Below are 17,858 nucleotides of genomic sequence, written 5' to 3' on the forward strand. Positions count from 1 at the left end.
ATAAAACATTAAAAGTAAGTTTTCAGCCTGCCGGCGAAGACGTCCACATCTTCACATGCAGGCTCTTGCTATTTTCCATCTTTGGAGGAAATAAACAAACTATAGAGAATATCAGTAGAAGAACAGGCTGGATATTTTCAACGATTATAATCGCTGCAGGTTTGCTTTATTAGAAACTGAAAGTTGGAGAATTGAAGATGCCGAAACCAAAAAAGAACCTAACGAGAAATCTCTATTTTCCTGAGCGGATAACGGATGCCCTCAAGGAAGTAACCAACTACCCTCTGACAATTGTCGAAGCGCCCATGGGCTATGGAAAAACAACGGCTGTAAGGGAGCTGTTGAGCAGGGAGAAGGTAAATTTAATCTGGCTGAGAGTTCAGGACAGTTCCTTAAGTATTTTCTGGCAGAGGCTTTGCCGACATCTGGGTGAGGTGGATTATGACCGATCACTAAGCCTTGCAGCCTTGGGTTTTCCCAGTAACAGCACAGCCAGGCAGGAAGCACTGAACCTCTTGGAGGATATGGAGCTAAAAAGCACTACGGTGCTGGTGATTGACGATTATCATCTTGTGGAATCTCCTGAACTAAACAGCTTCCTGGAATTTCTGGTTATGAACGAAAGCACAGATTTGCATCTATTGCTTACTGCCCGTCATACTGAGTTACAGCGAACAGAGGAATTAAGCTTGAAAGGCTATCTGCTGCCTATCGGCAAAGAAGCCTTTGAGTTTTCTGCGCAAGATATCAAAGGGTATTACCGCCTTTGTGGTATTACCCTGAAAGATAATGAAGCAGCAAGGCTGTATGCACTTACAGAGGGCTGGATCAGCGCCCTCTACCTTATTATGCTTCAATATATGGAGAATGGAATCCTGGAAACCTCCCAGGATATTAATAAGCTGCTGGAAAGTACAATATATCAGCATTTTCCAAAAGAAATTAAGGAGCTTCTCCAGTCCCTCTGCCTCTTAGACAGCTTCAGCCTTGAACAGGCCATCTATTTAAGCAACAATAAAAATTCAGAAGCGCTTTTGACAGAGATTATAGCCAAAAACGCCTTTGTTAAATATGATGAAGGTTTGAAAACCTATCACATGCATAAAATATTCACCAGATATCTGCGCCACTTGCTGGAAGGCAGAGAAGAGGGCTATAAGAGAGAGCTATACCGCAAGATTGCCGAGTTTTCCCTGAAAAATGAAGACTATGTTGAAGCCATGGCAAACTTCTATCGGGCCGAAGAATTCGAAAGCCTGCTTTTAGCGGTAGAAGCGGATCGGGGACACAGTATTCACAACGAACAGCGCGCGGCTTTTATCCGCTTCTTCGAAAACTGCCCGAAAACGGTGCTTCTCAGGCATCCCACGGCTGTGCTGATTTACGCTCTTTGCCTTTTTTCCTTTAACGAAATGGAGCGTTTCCAACAGGTATGCGGAGAGTTTGCTGAAGCAGTCCATTGCAATGAAGATCTTGGGCCGGAGAGCCTGGCCGAGTTGATGGGCGAGTTTGAACTGCTCTTATCTTTCACGGAATACAACAACATCCGGAAAATGTACGAACACATCAAAAGAGCGGCGGAACTATTAAAACAACCGGCTAAGTTTCTGGACACCAAAGGCAGTTGGACTTTTGGCTCACCCTCAGTCCTGTATATGTTTTACAGAGAACCGGGAACCCTGAGGCAAGAGGTGCAGAACCTGAAGGAAGCAATGCCGGTATATAGCCGAATTACCAACGGCCATGGCTCAGGCGGTGAATATGTGCTGGAGGCAGAGTGGTATTTCAACCGGGGAGATTTTGTCAGCGCAGAGATTGAAGTACAAAAGGCTTTATACGCGGCTAAGCGCTGGGGGCAAGGAGATATTCTCTGTTGTGCCCTGTTTCTTCAAGCGAGATTGGCCATGGTCAGGGGGGATTATTCCCAGATGCTTAATATTCTCCGGAAAATGCACGAAGAACTCCACGGAAAACGCTGGTATAACCTGATGCACACTGCGGAGGTTTGTGACTCTTTTCTTCAGGCCTGCCTGAAGAGGGAGGAACGCATCCCCTTATGGATTAAAGAGGGGGACTTGGATTCCAGCGGGCTGTATTTTCCGGCCAAAGTATTCTTAAATATCGTGTATGGCAGGGTTCTGCTGGTTAAGGGTGAATATCTGAAAGTTTTAGGCACAGCGGAGGAATTTATCACTGAGGCAGGGGGTTTTCCGAACTTACTGGGAGAGATTTACGCCTACATCTATATTGCAGCCGCAAATGAAAAGATATTCCGGCGCACCGCTGCCCTGGAGGCCCTCGAGAAAGGGTTGGAACTTGCTGCAGGGGACGAAGTTTATTTGCCTTTTGTGGAAAACAGTGATTTTATCCAGCCTTTGTTGGAGGAACTCGCTGGGAAAAGTCGTTTTCGAGACAGTATCCGAAAGATATTAGAGATTGCCAAGAGTTACCAGGCAGCGCTATTGCAAATTAGGAGAGAACACTTTCAAGAGAACAGGCCTGCCCTGACAGAGCGGGAAATGGAGATTGTGCAGCTTGTCGTCCAGGGGCTGACCAACAAGGAAATTGGAGAGCGTTTATTCATCACAGTTAATACGGTAAAAACAACTTTAAAGAACGTTTACACTAAGCTGTCCATCAATAACCGAGTACTCTTGAAGCAGCATGTCACTTCCCTTTAATTCTCCTAACCCCACCTAAGATCACCCGCTGGGTGGTGTAACTGGGAAAAAAACCACTATACAATGATTTGTATAGTGGTTTTAACATTTTTGGAGGAGGTGAAGAAGTGGTTCAAATTAAAGAGGTCATCCCCCAAGAGGACTACCTGCTGGAGATCATCCTGAATAATGGCAGCAGTATCAGCCTAAACATGAAAAGCAGGCTTGATACGGTACGCTTCAGGATGCTGGCAGATAAGGAGTTTTTTCGGAAGGTGACCACTGACGGCAGATTTGTCTCCTGGGGAGATGAGGTAGAAATATCGGTCAGTGAGGTTTTTCAACTGGCTCAAAGATAACTCTGACACTGAAATGATGGGAGATAAGATGAGTGAGATAATCAGGAAAACAAAATGGCTATTCATCGAATATGTGCTCTGGTGTTTTATGTGGCCTTTTCTTCGGTTATGCCAATTAGAATTAAGGAACTACGATCATTTACCGGCTAAACCATATATTATGGCTTTTAACCATGTCAGCTATCTGGACTGGCTGATCCTGTATCCCTTCTTTAACAAAATTAAGAAGCAACCAATAATTTTTATAGGCAAAAAGAGGCTTTTCGAACATCCCTTATTTAAACACTTTATGGAATATGCCCGGGTTATTTGTGTTGATCAGGGAAACGTGAACAAAACCTTTCTTTGTCAGGTGAGAAAGAGCTTGAAAGAAGGGCATGTTTTGGGGATATTTCCGGAAGGAACACGTTCAGCGGATGGCAGGTTATTGAAAGGACAGCCGGGCATAACCCAGCTGGCCATAATGAACAGGGTCCCGGTTATTCCGGTGGGATTAAACGGATTTTACAATATTTTGCCCAAGGGCAAAAAGTTCCCCAGGATCAATAAGCTGGTAATTGAGATTGGAGAGCCAATTTATCTTGATCAATACCATGGCAAAAAGCTCACTGAACAGGAAATCGAAAGCCTAACCCGCTTAATCATGACTCAGATCGGTCATTTGACCCATCAGGAATATAACTATTAGCAGGCAGCATTTAGGGGAGGACTATGCCAAAAGAATTGCCTTTAGGTATAAAGAAAAAGGCCTGGAAATTAAAAGAACCTATCAGGATCTTTATGACGATGTGCAATTTCTAGGGATTTCTCTGCTTAACTTAGGAGTGAAAAATCTCAAAGTTGCCGTGATAGGGGAAAATATTTATGAGTGGATTGTGACCTATCTAGCGACTGTCAATAGCGGGAATGTTATTGTGCCTCTGGACAAGGAACTAGGCCCCAAGGAAATCGCTGGTATTTTAAGCGAAACTGAAGCTGGAGCCTTGGTTTATTCACCTCAGTATCAAGAAATTGCTCAAGCAGCAATCAAAGCCCTAGATAGGGACTTAATCTTAATTGAGACAGAGAAGGATCCTCAAACTACTAATTCCCTAAGTTTCTGGCAGCTAATTGATCAGGGAAAAAAATATATGTTGGAAGGCAATCCTGATTTTGCAAGCCTCAAGCTCGATAGAGACCAGCTGGCAGCCATAAACTACACTTCAGGAACGACAGGCTTAAGTAAAGGGGTCATGTTAACCCATAAGAATCTTATCTCCAATACCATCGGTGCTCTGAATAATGTTCAAGTTTATACTACATCTTTACTAATTTTGCCTATCCATCATACCTTTGGTTTCACAGCAGGAGTGTTGAGTATGCTCCATGCCGGGACTTGTATCTGCATCAACAGCAGTCAGAAGAAACTAGCCGGTGATTTGCAGGATTATAAACCGGAGCATCTCTTTTTGGTACCACTCTATGTGGAAACTCTGTACAAAAAAATCTGGCAGATTGCTAAATCAACCCAGAAGGAAAAGCTCCTCAGAAAAGTTTGCAGATTAAGTGATACTTTATTAGCCGTAGGAATTGACCTTAGAAAAATCCTCTTCAGAAATGTTCTTGCTGCCTTTGGCGGAGAATTGAAGCTGATAGTCTGTGGTGGGGCACCCCTGGACCCGAAATATGTCAAGGGTTTTAGAAGTTTTGGCATTAATGTCCTCAACGGCTACGGCATAACAGAATGCTCACCTATTGTAGCAGTCAACCGCAACGAGTATTACCGAGACGGCAGTGTTGGCACGGTCTTATCCTGTTGCCGAGTAAAGCTCCACAACCTCAATGAAGATGGGGAAGGGGAGATCCTGGTCAGCGGAGATTGTGTTATGAAGGGCTATTTCAAAAACGAGCAAGAAACTGACAGAGCTTTTCTGGATGGGTGGTTTAGGACAGGAGATATAGGCAAACTGGATGCAGACGGATTTTTATTTATCACCGGCAGGACTAAGAACATCATCATCTTCAGCAATGGGAAAAACATCTATCCTGAAGAACTGGAAATGCTCTTAATGAATATTCCCTCTGTTAACGAAGCCTTAGTTTATGCCGAAAGGAATCAAGCAGATCAAGAGCTTTATATCGTTGCCGAGGTCTATTTAGCTGAAGAATACCGGGAAGGTCAGCCCCTGGAGAATATTAAGCAAGAACTAGCTGAGGAAATTAAACTGCTTAACAAGTCCCTGCCGGCATACAAAAATATCAGCGAATTTAGAATCAGGCAAACTGAATTTGAGAAGACCACCACCAAGAAGATTATCAGGAAATGAGGGGAGTTAAGCTATGTTTAATCAAGTCGTGGCAATCATCACCAAATACCAAGATGCTAACCTTGAGAAAATTCATCAGGACAGTCATTTAATCCATGATTTATCCTTGAACTCCTTAGAGATAGTAGAAATGGTCTGTGATCTTGAAGAATCCTTTGGAATCGAGATTCCCGATGCCCACATCAGCCAATTTAAAACAATTGGCGATATCTTAGAATACCTAGACCAAAGACTCACAAACAAAGTTCTAAGTTAAGGAAGGGGGAGGGGTTGGCCTTGAAGAGAAAATTCGTTTATCTAAAGTACCTGAATATCCCCAATACCATCACCGGATGCTCTTTGGTTATCGGCTTTATCACTTTGACGTTAATTTTCCAGCAAGAGCTTAAGCTTGCTTTAACCCTTTATGCCTTCACTATTTTGCTCGACCGGCTTGATGGGATTGCTGCCCGGAAATTTGGGATGGAATCAGACTTTGGCAAAGAGCTGGACAGTTTGGCAGACTTCTTCAACTTTTGCATCGTGCCTGCGCTTATCGCCTATTTCCTGGGGTTGAACTCTGTCTTGTCGGTTCTGATTCTGATCGCCTATATCCTCTCGGGTGTAAGCAGACTGGCCCATTTCAATCTGGAGGGGATGGAGGAAATTGAGGGCAAAAAGTATTTTTCAGGTATTCCCACGACCCTGGCAGCGAGCTGGTTTTTGATAACTCTTTCATTGCTGGAACTATTTAATCTCCAGCATTTGCATGATGTTTTGCTCCTCTTTTTTGGCGCTTTAGCTGTTTTGATGATTGCCCCTTTGCAGTGCAACAAAAATGGACTGCTGGTTAAGTCCTTATACCTGTTAATCCCGACAGCAATCGTTCTATTATGGTTATTTTAGCAATCTATTTGTATCATACGGATCGTTGCAACTCATACTGAATTGAGATGAGAGGACAGGAAAAGAGATATGCTTTATAGAGAAATGGGTAAAACAGGTGACAAGGTTTCAATTCTAGGTTTTGGCTGTATGCGTTTTCAGGAAATCAACGGGAGAATCGATGCCCAGCGCACTGAAAGGCAGCTGCTTCAGGCGATCGATAGTGGTGTCAATTATTTTGATACGGCTTATGTCTATCATGGCGGGAAAAGTGAAAGCTTTTTGGCTGAGGTGTTTTCCAAGGGGATTAGAAACAAAGTGAAAATCGCCACCAAGCTGCCAACCTATCTGATCCAGTCCCGGCGAGGAATGGAAGAGGTTCTGGGAACCCAGTTGAAGAGGCTTAAGACGGATCGGATCGACTATTACCTCCTGCACATGCTGACGGATTTTGCTTCCTGGGAGAAAATGAACCAACTCGGGATTCTGGATTTTCTGCAAAGAGCCCGGAGGGACGGCAAGATCATTCATACTGGTTTTTCCTTTCACGGGGACAGAGAGAATTTTAAGCTGATTGTCGATGACTATGACTGGGACATGTGCCAAATCCAGTACAATTATCTTGATGAATATTACCAGGCGGGAACTGAAGGCCTTCAGTACGCAGCTGTCAAAGGGCTGGGTGTCGTTGTCATGGAACCCCTCCGGGGAGGGAGATTAGTGGGCAGGATACCTGCGGAGGTTGATAAAATCTGGAGTAAGGCCGAAATAGCAAGGACACCTGCCGAATGGGCTTTGCGCTGGGTGTGGAACCACCCTGAAGTAACCATGTTGTTGTCAGGGATGAACGAAGAAGCACAGATAAGGGAAAATATCCGAACAGCAGGGGAGGCTTATCCGAATTCCTTAGCACAGGAAGAACTGGCTGTCGTGGAAAGAGTTAAGGAGGCTTATCAACAACTGCTCAAGATTGGCTGCACAGGCTGCAGATATTGCCTGCCTTGCCCGTCAGGCGTCGATATTCCAAACTGCCTGGGGATTTATAATGATAAGCATCTTTTTCAGACCAAACGGACAAAAATTCATTATTTTCTCATGACAAGCGGTTTGGTCGGCGGTGTACCCAGCCATGCCTCACTCTGCAGCGGCTGTGGAAAGTGTGAGAAAGTATGTCCCCAGCAGCTAAAGATCCGGAGTCATTTGCAGGATGTTGTCAGGACGCTGGAATACCCGGCTATGAAGCAGTTGACTGGGCTTATTCATTGGGGGATTAAGGGATTAAATTTAGTAAAGAGGAGAAAAGAATAAGCTTGTGCACTTAGAGTTTATGGGGGGATAGAGATGATACAGGATTAAGGAGACTGTTCAGGAGATTCAAAAAGGGGCTGTGTAGCCATACCAAAAGAATTTGCCAAAGCTATGGTTTGAAGAAAACGGCAAAAATTGTAAATGTTATGCCTGTGATGAGTCTTGAGCTGGAGAAAAAGCTTGCATTTGTGATATAATATTATTAAAGGAGTTGAATGTATGTCTCCAGAATTGCATGCTCGGCGTTTAGCGGCAGTAAAACTTGCCAATGCCGTGAATAAAATAGAAGGCGTCCCAGTCTCGATCCAAGCAAAAAAACTCTCAGCCCAGTGGGTGCGGGGAGAAATTTCGGGTGCAGAAATGAAAGCGATGCTTATTGCAAAGCATAAGCAGAGTTAAGGGATTGTTTATGAATAATGATCCGTATCTTTATGAAGGAAGCTTTGTCCTGCGCAATTTATTAAATATCCACATCGAAAAAGACCTGGATGTTGCCGAGGCGGAACTTTCGCAAGCCAACATGATGTTGCTGTATGAGCAGGGCTTTAATGATTTTTCTACACAAGGCATAAAGACAATTCATAAGGTTCTGTTTGAAGATGTGTATGATTGGGCAGGGGAATTCCGGACTATAAACATCCAAAAGAGTGAACCTCTATTAGCAGGAATAAGCGTCTGGTATTCTGATGCCGATAATATCAAGAAGGACTTGGATTTAGCATGGAAAGCAATAAATAAGACAAAATGGCGCAATCTAAGCCGCGAATATTTCACCGCACAGATTGTCAGGATGTTTCCTCTATTGTGGCAGGTACATCCTTTCCGTGAAGGAAACACGCGAACTATCGTAATGCTGATAACTTTCTTTGTTGAGTATTACGATTATTTTTTTGATAAGGAGCTTTTGGCTGCCAGTGCCGGATATGTCCGTAATGCATTTGTGATGGCCAGCCTTGGTCAATATTCGGAATTTGAACACCTTGAGAGAATTATGCTGGACGCCATCTGCACAGAGCCAATCGAATACACTGACGATTTGGATCAGGAGGAATCGGTTCCTCAAGGTGAAAAGTATCAAAAATATAAGACGGACTACAAACCTGTCACACATGAATACCGTGCAGACGACGAATAAAATAAAAAGTAATTAATACTACCTTACGGGCAACCACCGGTCGTTGATTCGATCCGACCATCTGAAGAAGTCAGAATTCCTTAGCGTACAGGAAATCTGACTTCTTCTATCGTTATATGGTTATTACAAAATACGCATCCAACAATAACGGAGCCGCCTTATTTATCTCATACTAAGACAGTACTCCATAAAGCACCGGATGCAATGGGCAACATTAACATGACGTAACTCGTAATTTTGATTACCCCAAAAATCCGTAAGCGCCTTACATAGTTAGGCACTTGCGAACTGCACATATATTCCTTGAAGATGTCCAATGATTTCATTAACTTTTCCATAAGCTATATAGATATGCCCTTTGAATAAAAGCACTGAAAATTGTATCCACAGGGATGCAACAACCAGTGCTTTTGTCATATCTCCTCCTTATCAGGAGTGTATATGAAACATTTTGATTTTATAATGCCCCTATTTCAAAATGTCCTTGACACGGGGACCACTTTATAGTGCTTCAGCCTCTTTTTTACGGAATAAAGTGTTTCTACTAGAGGATAACAGCACGGATAAGCTATATTATAGCTATGATGCTGCGGGAAGTCTTGTGAGCATGAATCTTAACGGAACGGAGTATCATTATATCCGCAATGCTCAGGGGGATATTATTGGGCTGTTTGATGGTACGGGAACGCAGGTTGTCGGATACAGTTATGATTCCTGGCGCAAGTTGATAGCTACTACGGAAAGTCTTGCTTCAACAGTAGAGCGAGAATCCTTATCTGTATAGAGGGTACAGGGCTGATATTGAGACTGGACTGTATTATCTGCAGAGTCGGTATTATAGTCCTGAGTGGGGAAGGTTTATTAATGCGGACGCTTTAGGCGGAAAAGTCTGAGACTTGCTAAGTCATAATGTATTTGTGTATGCATTGAACAATCCTGTAAACATAAATTTATTTGATGATCGTCACTATATATGGTACTATGCATATAGGAGGTGAAACGGTTGAGTAAGCTTAAAAAGTTACTTGAGAGAATAAAGAATAACCCCCGACAAGTACGATTCGAGGAACTAGATAAGATACTGCTACATTACGGATTTTCAAAGAGGCAGCCTTCGGGTGGATCAAGCCACTATACATACAAACTTGGGGAATCCAGATTAACTGTACCGTTCAAAAAGCCTCATATTGGTGAAGCCTACGTTGAGTTAGCACTTAATGTTTTAAAAGGAGTGATAGACGATGAACAAGACGCTTGATTATTATATGGGTTTACCGTATAGCATAACGCTTCATCCATCTTCTGAAGGCGGTTATGCTGTAGCGATTCCAGAACTGCCCGGCTGCATTACTCAAGCTGATACCGCCAATGAAGCACTGGCCATGATCGAGGACGCCAAAAAATGCTGGTTGGAGTCTTGTATTGAGGATGGCGTCGAAATTCCTGAGCCTACTAGAGATGACTACTCAGGAAGATTTAATGTACGGGTCCCAAAGAGTCTCCATAGACATTTATCAGAACTCGCCAAAAAAGAAAATATAAGTCTTAATCAATTAATCCTTTATCATCTTTCGAGGAGTGCCGGATTTAAAGGTTAGTGAATTGGAGCGGGGCCGTTGCAAAGCGAACAGAGTTCGTAGAGCTCGGCCCCCGTTTATTTTTATGAAAAATAAAACTGCGGATGATTCGAAAGAACCCGCAGTTGGCGTATAATTGAGTTATGTAAAAAACCAAATTACACAGTAAAAATTATACCGATTGGATCGGTAACAATTAAAAGGACGGTAAGAAAATGGAGATTGATAGTATTATTTTTGATTTAGACGGCACACTTTGGAATTCCATGGCAGGAATTTGTGAGGCCTGGCAAACGGTCTTAGCCAACTATCCTAACATTACAAAAGGAGTAACCCCTGAAGATATGCAAGGCTGCATGGGGCTGCCAATGGATGAAATAGGCAAAAAGTTGTTCCCGGAATTAGATGAAGCTGGTCAAAAGAAATTAATGAAAGAATTCTGTGAGACAGAACAAGCTCATTTAGAGGAACATGGCGGAATGTTATACCCTAAATTAGAAGAAACTCTTAAAAAGTTAGCTCAAAAATACAAATTGTTCATAGTTAGTAATTGTCAGGATGGCTATATCCAAGCCTTCTTTAAGGCCCACAGCTTAAATAAATACTTCAGTGATTTTGAATGTTGGGGTGTCACAGGGCTGTCGAAAGGGGAAACCAATAAAATCCTCATAGCAAGAAATGAACTCAAAAAACCTATTTATGTAGGAGATACCATGGGAGATGCCCAGTCAGCCAAAGTTGCGGAAATCCCGTTTGTATATGCCAGATATGGCTTTGGTAAGGTTGAAGAGTATGATTATGTGATTGATTGCTTTGAAGAATTGTTAACGATAATATTGACCTGAAGACCGAACACTATTGCCGCAGTAACATCATAGATGTCTTGACTCGAGGTTGAGGACTGAGGTTAGATAAAATAAGCGCCATCGAAGGGTAAGATTCAGTCCTAAACAAAAACAATAGGCCGGGCATATAGAGCCTGGTCTATTGTTTTTGTTTAGGATTCAAAGCTAATGAGTTTTATTTACATTTTCTATTTAGACGCAATTAAATGTGGTTTAATGACCGGTTTCGCTAAGTCAGAATCATCATTACTTAAAATTCTCCGAATCAAATCTCGATTAGTTAACAGGTTGATTAAGATATTCTCCTCTTTAGTTTTCTTAATGCAGGCACCTGTGAGAATATTAAGGGGGCGATAAAGGGGACTGTCTTCTATTTGTAATGTCTTAAAAACGTTTTGATCACTTTCTTTGCTGACGGTTAAGGCAGAAATGATGGTTATACCTAGTCCGGCAGCTACGGCATGTTTGATCGCTTGAGTACTCCCTAACTCCATTGCTATATTTAACTGCGCAGGATCAAGTCCGCTCTGCTTTAGCATAATCTCCATCACCTTACGAGTTCCGGAACCCTCTTCTCGGGTCAAGATGCGCTCGTTCATGAGTTCATCGAGTCTAATAGTTTTTCTCGCTGCCCAGGGATGGAAATTAGGAATAACAACTACCAACTGATCTTCCCAGAAACTTTTAACATTTAGATTTTTGTTCTTGCCCACAGGCCCCTCAATCAAACCAATATGCATATTTTTCTCTAAGATATCTTGGGATATGGATTCAGTATTGGCGATTTTAACCTTAAACTCAACTTCCGGATGAATTCTGTGCAAAAATGTTATAAGATGCGGAAGTATATATTCGCCGATGGTCAAGGTTGCGCCGAGACTGATTATTTTTTTCTGATTCTTAGTTAGAGCATCTATCGCCTCTTTGGCAGAGGTTAAGGTATCCAGAACACTTTGAACGTAACCGTAGAAGACTTTTCCCTCTTTTGTTAAACTTACGCCTTTATTTGATCTGTTAAAAAATTCTGCACCATATTCTTTTTCAAGGCTCTTGATTTGTACAGTAACGGATGGTTGACTTATATGAAGTTTCTTAGCAGATAACGAAATATTGTTAGTTTTAGCTACTTCTTGAAATACAAGCAAGCGTTCATCCATAATACGATCTCCCTTCGCCGTAAGCTAATCCAAACACTGATAATTTCATCCAGTATTAATCCTAAATGTATCTAAATGTTGATATGAATTTCCTATCTATGACCAGATAAATATCAGCATTACTAACCACTGCATCCACATAAACCACCCAATTATAAGGCTTTAACTCTATAATACAAAATAGCACATTACCTTGAGCATTACTGTCGTTGATTTGACAAATCATTTGTCGTTTTTTCGACAATACTCTACTAAAGGAAGAACGGGCACAATTCATCATCGATATGGATATCAAGGGAATGACCAACAGTTATCGGACTCAAGGAGCAAAATAAAGGTAAATACATATTGTTAGGCGAATAATAACCTGACCGTAGTAGGATTAAACGTAGGAAAGATTGCCAGTTTTCTATAAATGAGAGGGAGTGTCGGTTTGCTAATCAGAAAAGCAGCGTATGAGGATTTAAATATAATCCTAGAAATATTTATGAATGCTATTAAGGTAATGAACGACAACAATATTAACCAATGGGATGACCTTTACCCGACTTCTACAGATCTCGAACAAGACATATTAAATGGACAAATGTATGTTGGAATTAAAGGTGGCGAAATAGCTTCAGCCTTAGTGATTAATAATGAATGTGAAGAAGAGTATAAGTATGGCAACTGGGGATCTGACAATGACAAGTTTGCTGTTGTTCATCGACTGTGTGTTAACCCAATCTACCAAAATAAAAAAATTGGGAAAGCCACTATGATAAAGATAGAAGAGATATTAAAGACAGAGGGAATTCAATCTATAAGATTAGACACGTTTTCTCTAAATCCATATGCCTTAAAAATGTATCAGACTCTTGGATATCAAAAGGTTGGAGAAGTGAAGTGGAGAAAAGGATTATTTTATTTATTTGAGAAGCAATTGTGAAAAAGGACTTTTTGTTAAACATTATTCTGATACCACCCAGTAAGATTTTAATTGCACCCACAGGGCAAGGATTTTAATTTAAGCCGATAATTGCCGGTAGGAGTTAAGACCACAAAACGTCTCTCTTGCTTATTAATATTTTCGAATTTGAGCAGACCTTTAAAATAGTGCGGACAAAGATAGACATGACAAAAGGGCTGGTTTTCTGCCCTCCCTTTTGTCATGTCTATCTTCTTACACTTTAATTATAACATGTGAACCTCCCCCACCTACATTACATTAGAGGTAGGGGCTTCCGGCAAGCCCAAAATGTATGTCTCAATGGCATCTCGCTTAGAGATACCTCACCCGAGGCGCGAGTACATTATTTCGGTAAGGCCAGCAACTATATGCAATTCTTGCATACGGGCCAGGTTCATGGCTTCTACTACTTCCCGCTTTAGGCGATCCGTAGATACTTTTGTTGATCCAATGATAGTTCCCGGAACTTTCCATATTTGTAGTTGCTCAAGATGTTCTTCGCTCCGTGGATATCCCGGTGTTCCCGATATCCGCAAGTACAGCTGTAATTCCTAGAGGATGGTTTCTTTCTCCTCCCACAAACGGGACACGTTTGTGTTGTATAGGATTCATCGACTTTTTGTAGACTTATTCCCTCGGCTGCCAATTTGTATTGTAGGTAGGTTGTGGTTCGACCAAATTGCCATTGGGACATTTTTTGATTATGTTTGCGAGAACGTTTGCGCTTGTTCTTTTTCTTTTTAGGAGAAGTATTTCGCTGTACACCCTCCATGTTGCCTACAACGACTCTTTTTACTTTATTTTCCAGGCACCAATTTGCGAATTTACGGGTGGTTTTGTGAAGGGCATCTGTCAACTGGGCATCACTCTTACCCAAGACGTAGTACAAAGCTTGCCGGTACTTTTTCCATTGACGAGAACCTTTTTGACATTTGGCTATCTTCTTTTGCAGTTCCTTCATTTTCTTATTACGTAATCGTTTGAGACTTCGGATCTTCCGACCGGTAATGATCACTCCTTGACCATTATCACAAACCGAAGCTATGGTGTGGATCTCACCCAGGTCTATTGCCGCAATACCCAGATGATCATTTTCTTTGGGCGTTATGCCGTCATCATAGGCTATAGCTAACCGCAGACCCCGGTCATAGACAAGTTCAATCTCCTTAATTTTGCCGGAGGGCAAATTCTTGACTCTAACCACTATAGGTTTTTGACGTTTACCCCTGAAAAGCCCCAAACTTAACTCGATTTTTCCGTTTTCGCCAACCCGAAACCCATCTTTTTTCCATTTAGTATTGAAATGCTTTTTCTCTTTGTAAGGGTAGCGAATTTGGGTGAATCCCAATGCCCTTGCTTTATGGGCATTTTCTCGAGCATCAATGTATTTTTCGTAGACCGCCTGTATGGACTGACTGTGGACTGGGTATTGACCTTTGGTTGCTAAATGCAACGTCCCTCGGTCAATCCATTTACCGTTTTTTTGAAAATGCTCTTTGGCCAATCCTAAACAGTCATTCCAAACATTAGCAGATGTGCGATTACAGGCAAAGAGACGTTCTATGTTGTCTTTAGTAGTATGGAACGTTGTCTTTAAGACTCGGATTATTGTGAACACCCCCTCCAATGTCTATACCCTTATTTTACCACATGGGGAACGTCTTTGGAACAGGTGTTCTGGTAATATTTTGTGGCGGCGATTCATCTCACCACCTATAGAGGATGGGAGTCTTCTCGCCGCGCGATGATAAAAAATTGTAAATGCAGACTATTTGTTACCATTTGCTACTGCTATAATGCAATAGCACGTTGGATACGATAATCAAAGACGGAATTGGCAAAGGAGGGAACGTATGAGTTTCTATGTGCTTAGTTTTCAGGATATTGACAAAACAAAACTCATGGTTGTGGGTGGTAAAGGCGCGAATCTAGGGGAACTTTGCAGGACTCCCGGAATACTCGTACCAGATGGTTTTTGTATTTCTACTGAAGCTTTTAAAAGAACACTCTCGGAAACCTCTTCGATTAACGAATTACTTGATCAGTTATCCCTTCTAAAGGTGGATGACCGAAGTAAAATCGCTGAACTTAGCAGTGAGATTCGCTTACGAATCGAAGGTTTATCTATTCCTCAAGACATTCATGAAGAAATAACCGTCTTTCTCTCCAAGCTTGGAGAAGAAAATGCCTATGCAGTACGATCCAGTGCAACTGCAGAGGATTTACCGACGGCTTCCTTTGCAGGCCAGCAGGATACGTATTTGAACATTATAGGAAAGGAAGCTATCCTAAAGCATATCAGCAAGTGCTGGGCCTCGCTGTTTACCGAGAGGGCCGTAACCTACCGCATTCAAAACGGCTTTGACCACCGTAAAGTACACCTGGCTGTGGTTGTTCAGAAGATGGTCTTCCCGCAGGTGGCTGGAATTCTGTTTACTGCCGATCCTGTCACAGGCAATCGAAAGGTGTCATCCATTGATGCCGGCTTCGGACTTGGTGAGGCTTTGGTCTCCGGACTGGTGAATGCTGATATCTATAAGTTGCAAAGCGGCAAAATTATCGATAAGAAAGTATCCACTAAGAAACTGGTTATTTATGCCTTAAGAGATGGCGGAACGAAAGAACAAGAGACCCCGCCTGAACAGCAGAATAAACAAGCGCTGACGGATGAACAGATTTTGCAACTTGAGCGCATTGGTAGAAAGGTTGAAGAACATTTCGGTTGTCCCCAAGACATCGAATGGTGTTTAGCTGATGATACATCAATTGGGGACATTCCTCCGGCCACAGAGACAAGTCTTCCAAAGGAGGTGTGTCCCCTTTCCTTTTTTATTGTCCAAAGTCGGCCAATTACAACTTTATACCCCATCCCTGAAGCAAATGATGATGAAAAACACGTTTATTTATCTGTGGGCCATCAACAAATGATGACCGACCCCTTGAAGCCACTCGGAATGTCTTTAAAGGAGTTAATATCTTTTGGCCGCTGGTTTAAAGCTGGTGGCAGGTTCTTTGTTGATGTGGCACCAATGCTGGCTTCGCCAGATGGCAGAAAAGTCTTATTAAATAACATGAAACAGCTCGAACCCCTCACAAAAGACGCAATTATGACCATCATAGAGCGAGATTTCATAAAATGTTTGCCAAATGATAAGACAGAGCAGAGTTCTGGTAATAGCGATAAAGTTAAGCCGCCTGCAGAACCTCAAGCCCAAATCGAAAACAATCCGTTAATTGTTGCTGATTTGATTAGCAAAAGTCAAACCTCCATAGAAGAGTTGAAACAAAACATTCTAGGGAAATCAGGAACGAATTTAATTGACTTTATACTAGAAGATATCCAGGAGTTAAAGAGAATCTTATTTGACCCACAAAGTACTGCTGTATTTACAGCCGCCATAAATGCTTCACTTTGGATCAATGAAAAAATGAACGAGTGGTTGGGTGAAAAGAACGCAGCAGACATACTTTCTCAATCTGTACCCAACAATATTACTTCGGAAATGGGTCTGGCGTTAATGGATGTGGCAGATGTGATTCGCCCTTATCCCGAAGTAATTGATTATTTACTGAACGTAAAAGACGATAATTTTTTGGAAAAATTAGTTCAGCTTGATGGGGGGCGCGTTACCCAAGAGGCAATCCTGTCTTATCTTGACAAATACGGAATGCGATGCAGCGGAGAAATTGATATTACCAGAACTCGTTGGGGCGAAAAACCAATTACGCTAATCCCTATGATTCTCAGCAACATAAAAAATTTTGAACCTAATGCTGGTAATCGAAAATTCGAGCAAGGGCGACGTGTTGCTTTGGAAAAAGAACAAGAGCTATTAGAGAGATTGAATAAGTTGCCGGATGGTGAAGAAAAAGTCAAAGAAACAAAGCGAATGATTGACCTAATCCGAAATTTCATAGGCTATCGTGAATATCCAAAATACGGCATGGTTAGCCGCTACTTTGTTTATAAGCAGGCATTACTGAAAGAAGCCGATCGACTCGTACAGACAAATGTCATTCAGGAAAAAGAAGATATATATTACCTCACTTTTGAAGAACTTCGCGAAGTCATAGCCACAAATAAACTGGATTCTCATATCATCTACAAGCGAAAAGAAGAATACAAATTATTTGAAAAACTAACTCCTCCACGTGTTATCACCTCTGAAGGTGAAATACTCTCCGGCGAGTACAAACAGGAAAATCTTCCAGCTGGTGCTATGCCTGGTCTGCCTGTTTCTTCAGGAGTTATAGAGGGAAGAGCCCGGGTCATCTTATGCATGGAAGACGCAAATTTAGAAGATGGAGATATATTAGTCACAACCTTTACTGACCCCAGTTGGACACCATTATTTGTATCATTAAAAGGCCTAGTCACCGAAATTGGCGGACTGATGACCCATGGAGCAGTTATAGCACGTGAATATGGCCTACCGGCAGTTGTAGGAGTAGAAAATGCTACCAAACTGATCAAAGATGGGCAACGAATTCGCGTGCATGGAACAGAGGGGTATGTAGAAATCCTATAACGAGGAAGGCGCTAATGTCATTTAGACATCAAGATATAGGAATTCATAGCTATCACGATATCCTCCGATTTACCAATCTGACTATAGTGGAACAACTCTGCTTCAATGTTTGCGGTATCCTCCATCATTGGCTCCTGCATAATAGTAGCTTTCAGTTTCAGTCCTCCCC

The 17,858-nt window shown here is 42.1% G+C and carries 21 protein-coding genes; 16 read left to right on the forward strand and 5 right to left on the reverse strand.

Features of this window, described 5'->3' with window-relative positions; genetic code table 11:
- Positions 1-197: 197 nt before the first annotated feature.
- The 9 genes from BLS16_RS14235 (at position 198) to BLS16_RS14275 (ending at position 8,632) form a co-directional block, all read left to right on the forward strand.
- On the forward strand, positions 198-2,681 hold the full coding sequence (locus BLS16_RS14235; protein ID WP_092334258.1) for a LuxR C-terminal-related transcriptional regulator: 2,484 nt from the start codon (positions 198-200) through the stop codon (positions 2,679-2,681).
- Between the two features lie 107 nt (positions 2,682-2,788).
- On the forward strand, positions 2,789-3,019 hold the full coding sequence (locus tag BLS16_RS14240; RefSeq protein WP_092334260.1) for a DUF2442 domain-containing protein: 231 nt from the start codon (positions 2,789-2,791) through the stop codon (positions 3,017-3,019).
- Positions 2,991-3,707 carry a lysophospholipid acyltransferase family protein gene (locus BLS16_RS14245; protein ID WP_242876297.1) on the forward strand — a complete coding sequence of 239 codons (717 nt, stop codon included), beginning with the start codon at positions 2,991-2,993 and terminating at the stop codon, positions 3,705-3,707. Before BLS16_RS14240 ends, BLS16_RS14245 begins: the two co-directional genes overlap by 29 nt.
- Complete coding sequence (locus tag BLS16_RS14250; RefSeq protein WP_282433753.1) at positions 3,703-5,325, forward strand: AMP-dependent synthetase/ligase; 1,623 nt, start codon at positions 3,703-3,705, stop codon at positions 5,323-5,325. Before BLS16_RS14245 ends, BLS16_RS14250 begins: the two co-directional genes overlap by 5 nt.
- 13 nt (positions 5,326-5,338) lie before the next feature.
- The gene (locus BLS16_RS14255) at positions 5,339-5,581 is read left to right on the forward strand and encodes an acyl carrier protein (protein ID WP_092334266.1); all 243 of its coding nucleotides are present in this window, start codon (positions 5,339-5,341) and stop codon (positions 5,579-5,581) included.
- Positions 5,582-5,601: 20 nt separating this feature from the next.
- Positions 5,602-6,210, forward strand: coding sequence for a CDP-alcohol phosphatidyltransferase family protein (locus BLS16_RS14260; RefSeq protein WP_092334312.1), 609 nt, complete (start codon positions 5,602-5,604; stop codon positions 6,208-6,210).
- 69 nt (positions 6,211-6,279) lie between these two features.
- Entirely contained in the window at positions 6,280-7,497 is a 1,218-nt protein-coding gene (locus BLS16_RS14265; RefSeq protein ID WP_092334268.1) for an aldo/keto reductase, read from the forward strand.
- Between the two features lie 219 nt (positions 7,498-7,716).
- Complete coding sequence (locus BLS16_RS14270) at positions 7,717-7,896, forward strand: antitoxin VbhA family protein (RefSeq protein WP_092334270.1); 180 nt, start codon at positions 7,717-7,719, stop codon at positions 7,894-7,896.
- A 10-nt stretch (positions 7,897-7,906) separates the two neighbouring features.
- Positions 7,907-8,632, forward strand: coding sequence for a Fic/DOC family protein (locus BLS16_RS14275; protein ID WP_092334272.1), 726 nt, complete (start codon positions 7,907-7,909; stop codon positions 8,630-8,632).
- Positions 8,633-8,905: 273 nt separating this feature from the next.
- Here BLS16_RS14275 and BLS16_RS23680 read toward each other — a convergent pair whose 3' ends face one another.
- On the reverse strand, positions 8,906-9,049 hold the full coding sequence (locus BLS16_RS23680) for a hypothetical protein (RefSeq protein ID WP_176786177.1): 144 nt from the start codon (positions 9,047-9,049) through the stop codon (positions 8,906-8,908).
- 118 nt (positions 9,050-9,167) lie between these two features.
- On the opposite strand from BLS16_RS23680, the gene BLS16_RS24330 reads away from it, so the two are divergent.
- The 5 genes from BLS16_RS24330 to BLS16_RS14295 all read left to right on the forward strand — a co-directional run bounded on the left by BLS16_RS24330 (position 9,168) and on the right by BLS16_RS14295 (position 11,054).
- A complete protein-coding gene (locus tag BLS16_RS24330; RefSeq protein WP_242876298.1) occupies positions 9,168-9,416 on the forward strand; it encodes a hypothetical protein in 249 nt (82 codons plus the stop codon).
- A 28-nt stretch (positions 9,417-9,444) separates the two neighbouring features.
- Entirely contained in the window at positions 9,445-9,525 is an 81-nt protein-coding gene (locus BLS16_RS24335) for an RHS repeat-associated core domain-containing protein (protein WP_345788534.1), read from the forward strand.
- Positions 9,526-9,626: 101 nt separating this feature from the next.
- Positions 9,627-9,890, forward strand: a complete 264-nt coding sequence (locus BLS16_RS14285) for a toxin HicA (protein WP_242876299.1) — start codon at positions 9,627-9,629, stop codon at positions 9,888-9,890.
- On the forward strand, positions 9,874-10,230 hold the full coding sequence (locus BLS16_RS14290; protein ID WP_092334276.1) for a type II toxin-antitoxin system HicB family antitoxin: 357 nt from the start codon (positions 9,874-9,876) through the stop codon (positions 10,228-10,230). Before BLS16_RS14285 ends, BLS16_RS14290 begins: the two co-directional genes overlap by 17 nt.
- Positions 10,231-10,424: 194 nt before the next feature.
- A complete protein-coding gene (locus tag BLS16_RS14295; protein WP_092334278.1) occupies positions 10,425-11,054 on the forward strand; it encodes an HAD family hydrolase in 630 nt (209 codons plus the stop codon).
- Between the two features lie 188 nt (positions 11,055-11,242).
- Here BLS16_RS14295 and BLS16_RS14300 read toward each other — a convergent pair whose 3' ends face one another.
- On the reverse strand, positions 11,243-12,211 hold the full coding sequence (locus tag BLS16_RS14300; RefSeq protein WP_092334280.1) for a LysR family transcriptional regulator: 969 nt from the start codon (positions 12,209-12,211) through the stop codon (positions 11,243-11,245).
- Positions 12,212-12,644: 433 nt separating this feature from the next.
- Between BLS16_RS14300 and BLS16_RS14305 the strand changes: the two genes are divergently transcribed.
- A complete protein-coding gene (locus BLS16_RS14305; RefSeq protein WP_092334282.1) occupies positions 12,645-13,139 on the forward strand; it encodes a GNAT family N-acetyltransferase in 495 nt (164 codons plus the stop codon).
- 47 nt (positions 13,140-13,186) lie between these two features.
- Here BLS16_RS14305 and BLS16_RS24050 read toward each other — a convergent pair whose 3' ends face one another.
- Together BLS16_RS24050 and BLS16_RS14310 are read right to left on the reverse strand one after the other, a co-directional pair.
- On the reverse strand, positions 13,187-13,363 hold the full coding sequence (locus BLS16_RS24050; protein WP_207649760.1) for a hypothetical protein: 177 nt from the start codon (positions 13,361-13,363) through the stop codon (positions 13,187-13,189).
- A gap of 215 nt (positions 13,364-13,578) precedes the next feature.
- A complete protein-coding gene (locus BLS16_RS14310; RefSeq protein WP_092334314.1) occupies positions 13,579-14,778 on the reverse strand; it encodes an RNA-guided endonuclease InsQ/TnpB family protein in 1,200 nt (399 codons plus the stop codon).
- A 235-nt stretch (positions 14,779-15,013) separates the two neighbouring features.
- On the opposite strand from BLS16_RS14310, the gene ppsA reads away from it, so the two are divergent.
- Positions 15,014-17,689, forward strand: coding sequence for a phosphoenolpyruvate synthase (gene ppsA / locus BLS16_RS14315; RefSeq protein WP_092334284.1), 2,676 nt, complete (start codon positions 15,014-15,016; stop codon positions 17,687-17,689).
- A gap of 17 nt (positions 17,690-17,706) precedes the next feature.
- Here ppsA and BLS16_RS24630 read toward each other — a convergent pair whose 3' ends face one another.
- Entirely contained in the window at positions 17,707-17,829 is a 123-nt protein-coding gene (locus BLS16_RS24630; protein ID WP_282433751.1) for a hypothetical protein, read from the reverse strand.
- Positions 17,830-17,858: the final 29 nt, after the last annotated feature.

The organism is Desulfosporosinus hippei DSM 8344, from assembly GCF_900100785.1.
In the GTDB taxonomy this organism is placed as follows: domain Bacteria; phylum Bacillota; class Desulfitobacteriia; order Desulfitobacteriales; family Desulfitobacteriaceae; genus Desulfosporosinus; species Desulfosporosinus hippei.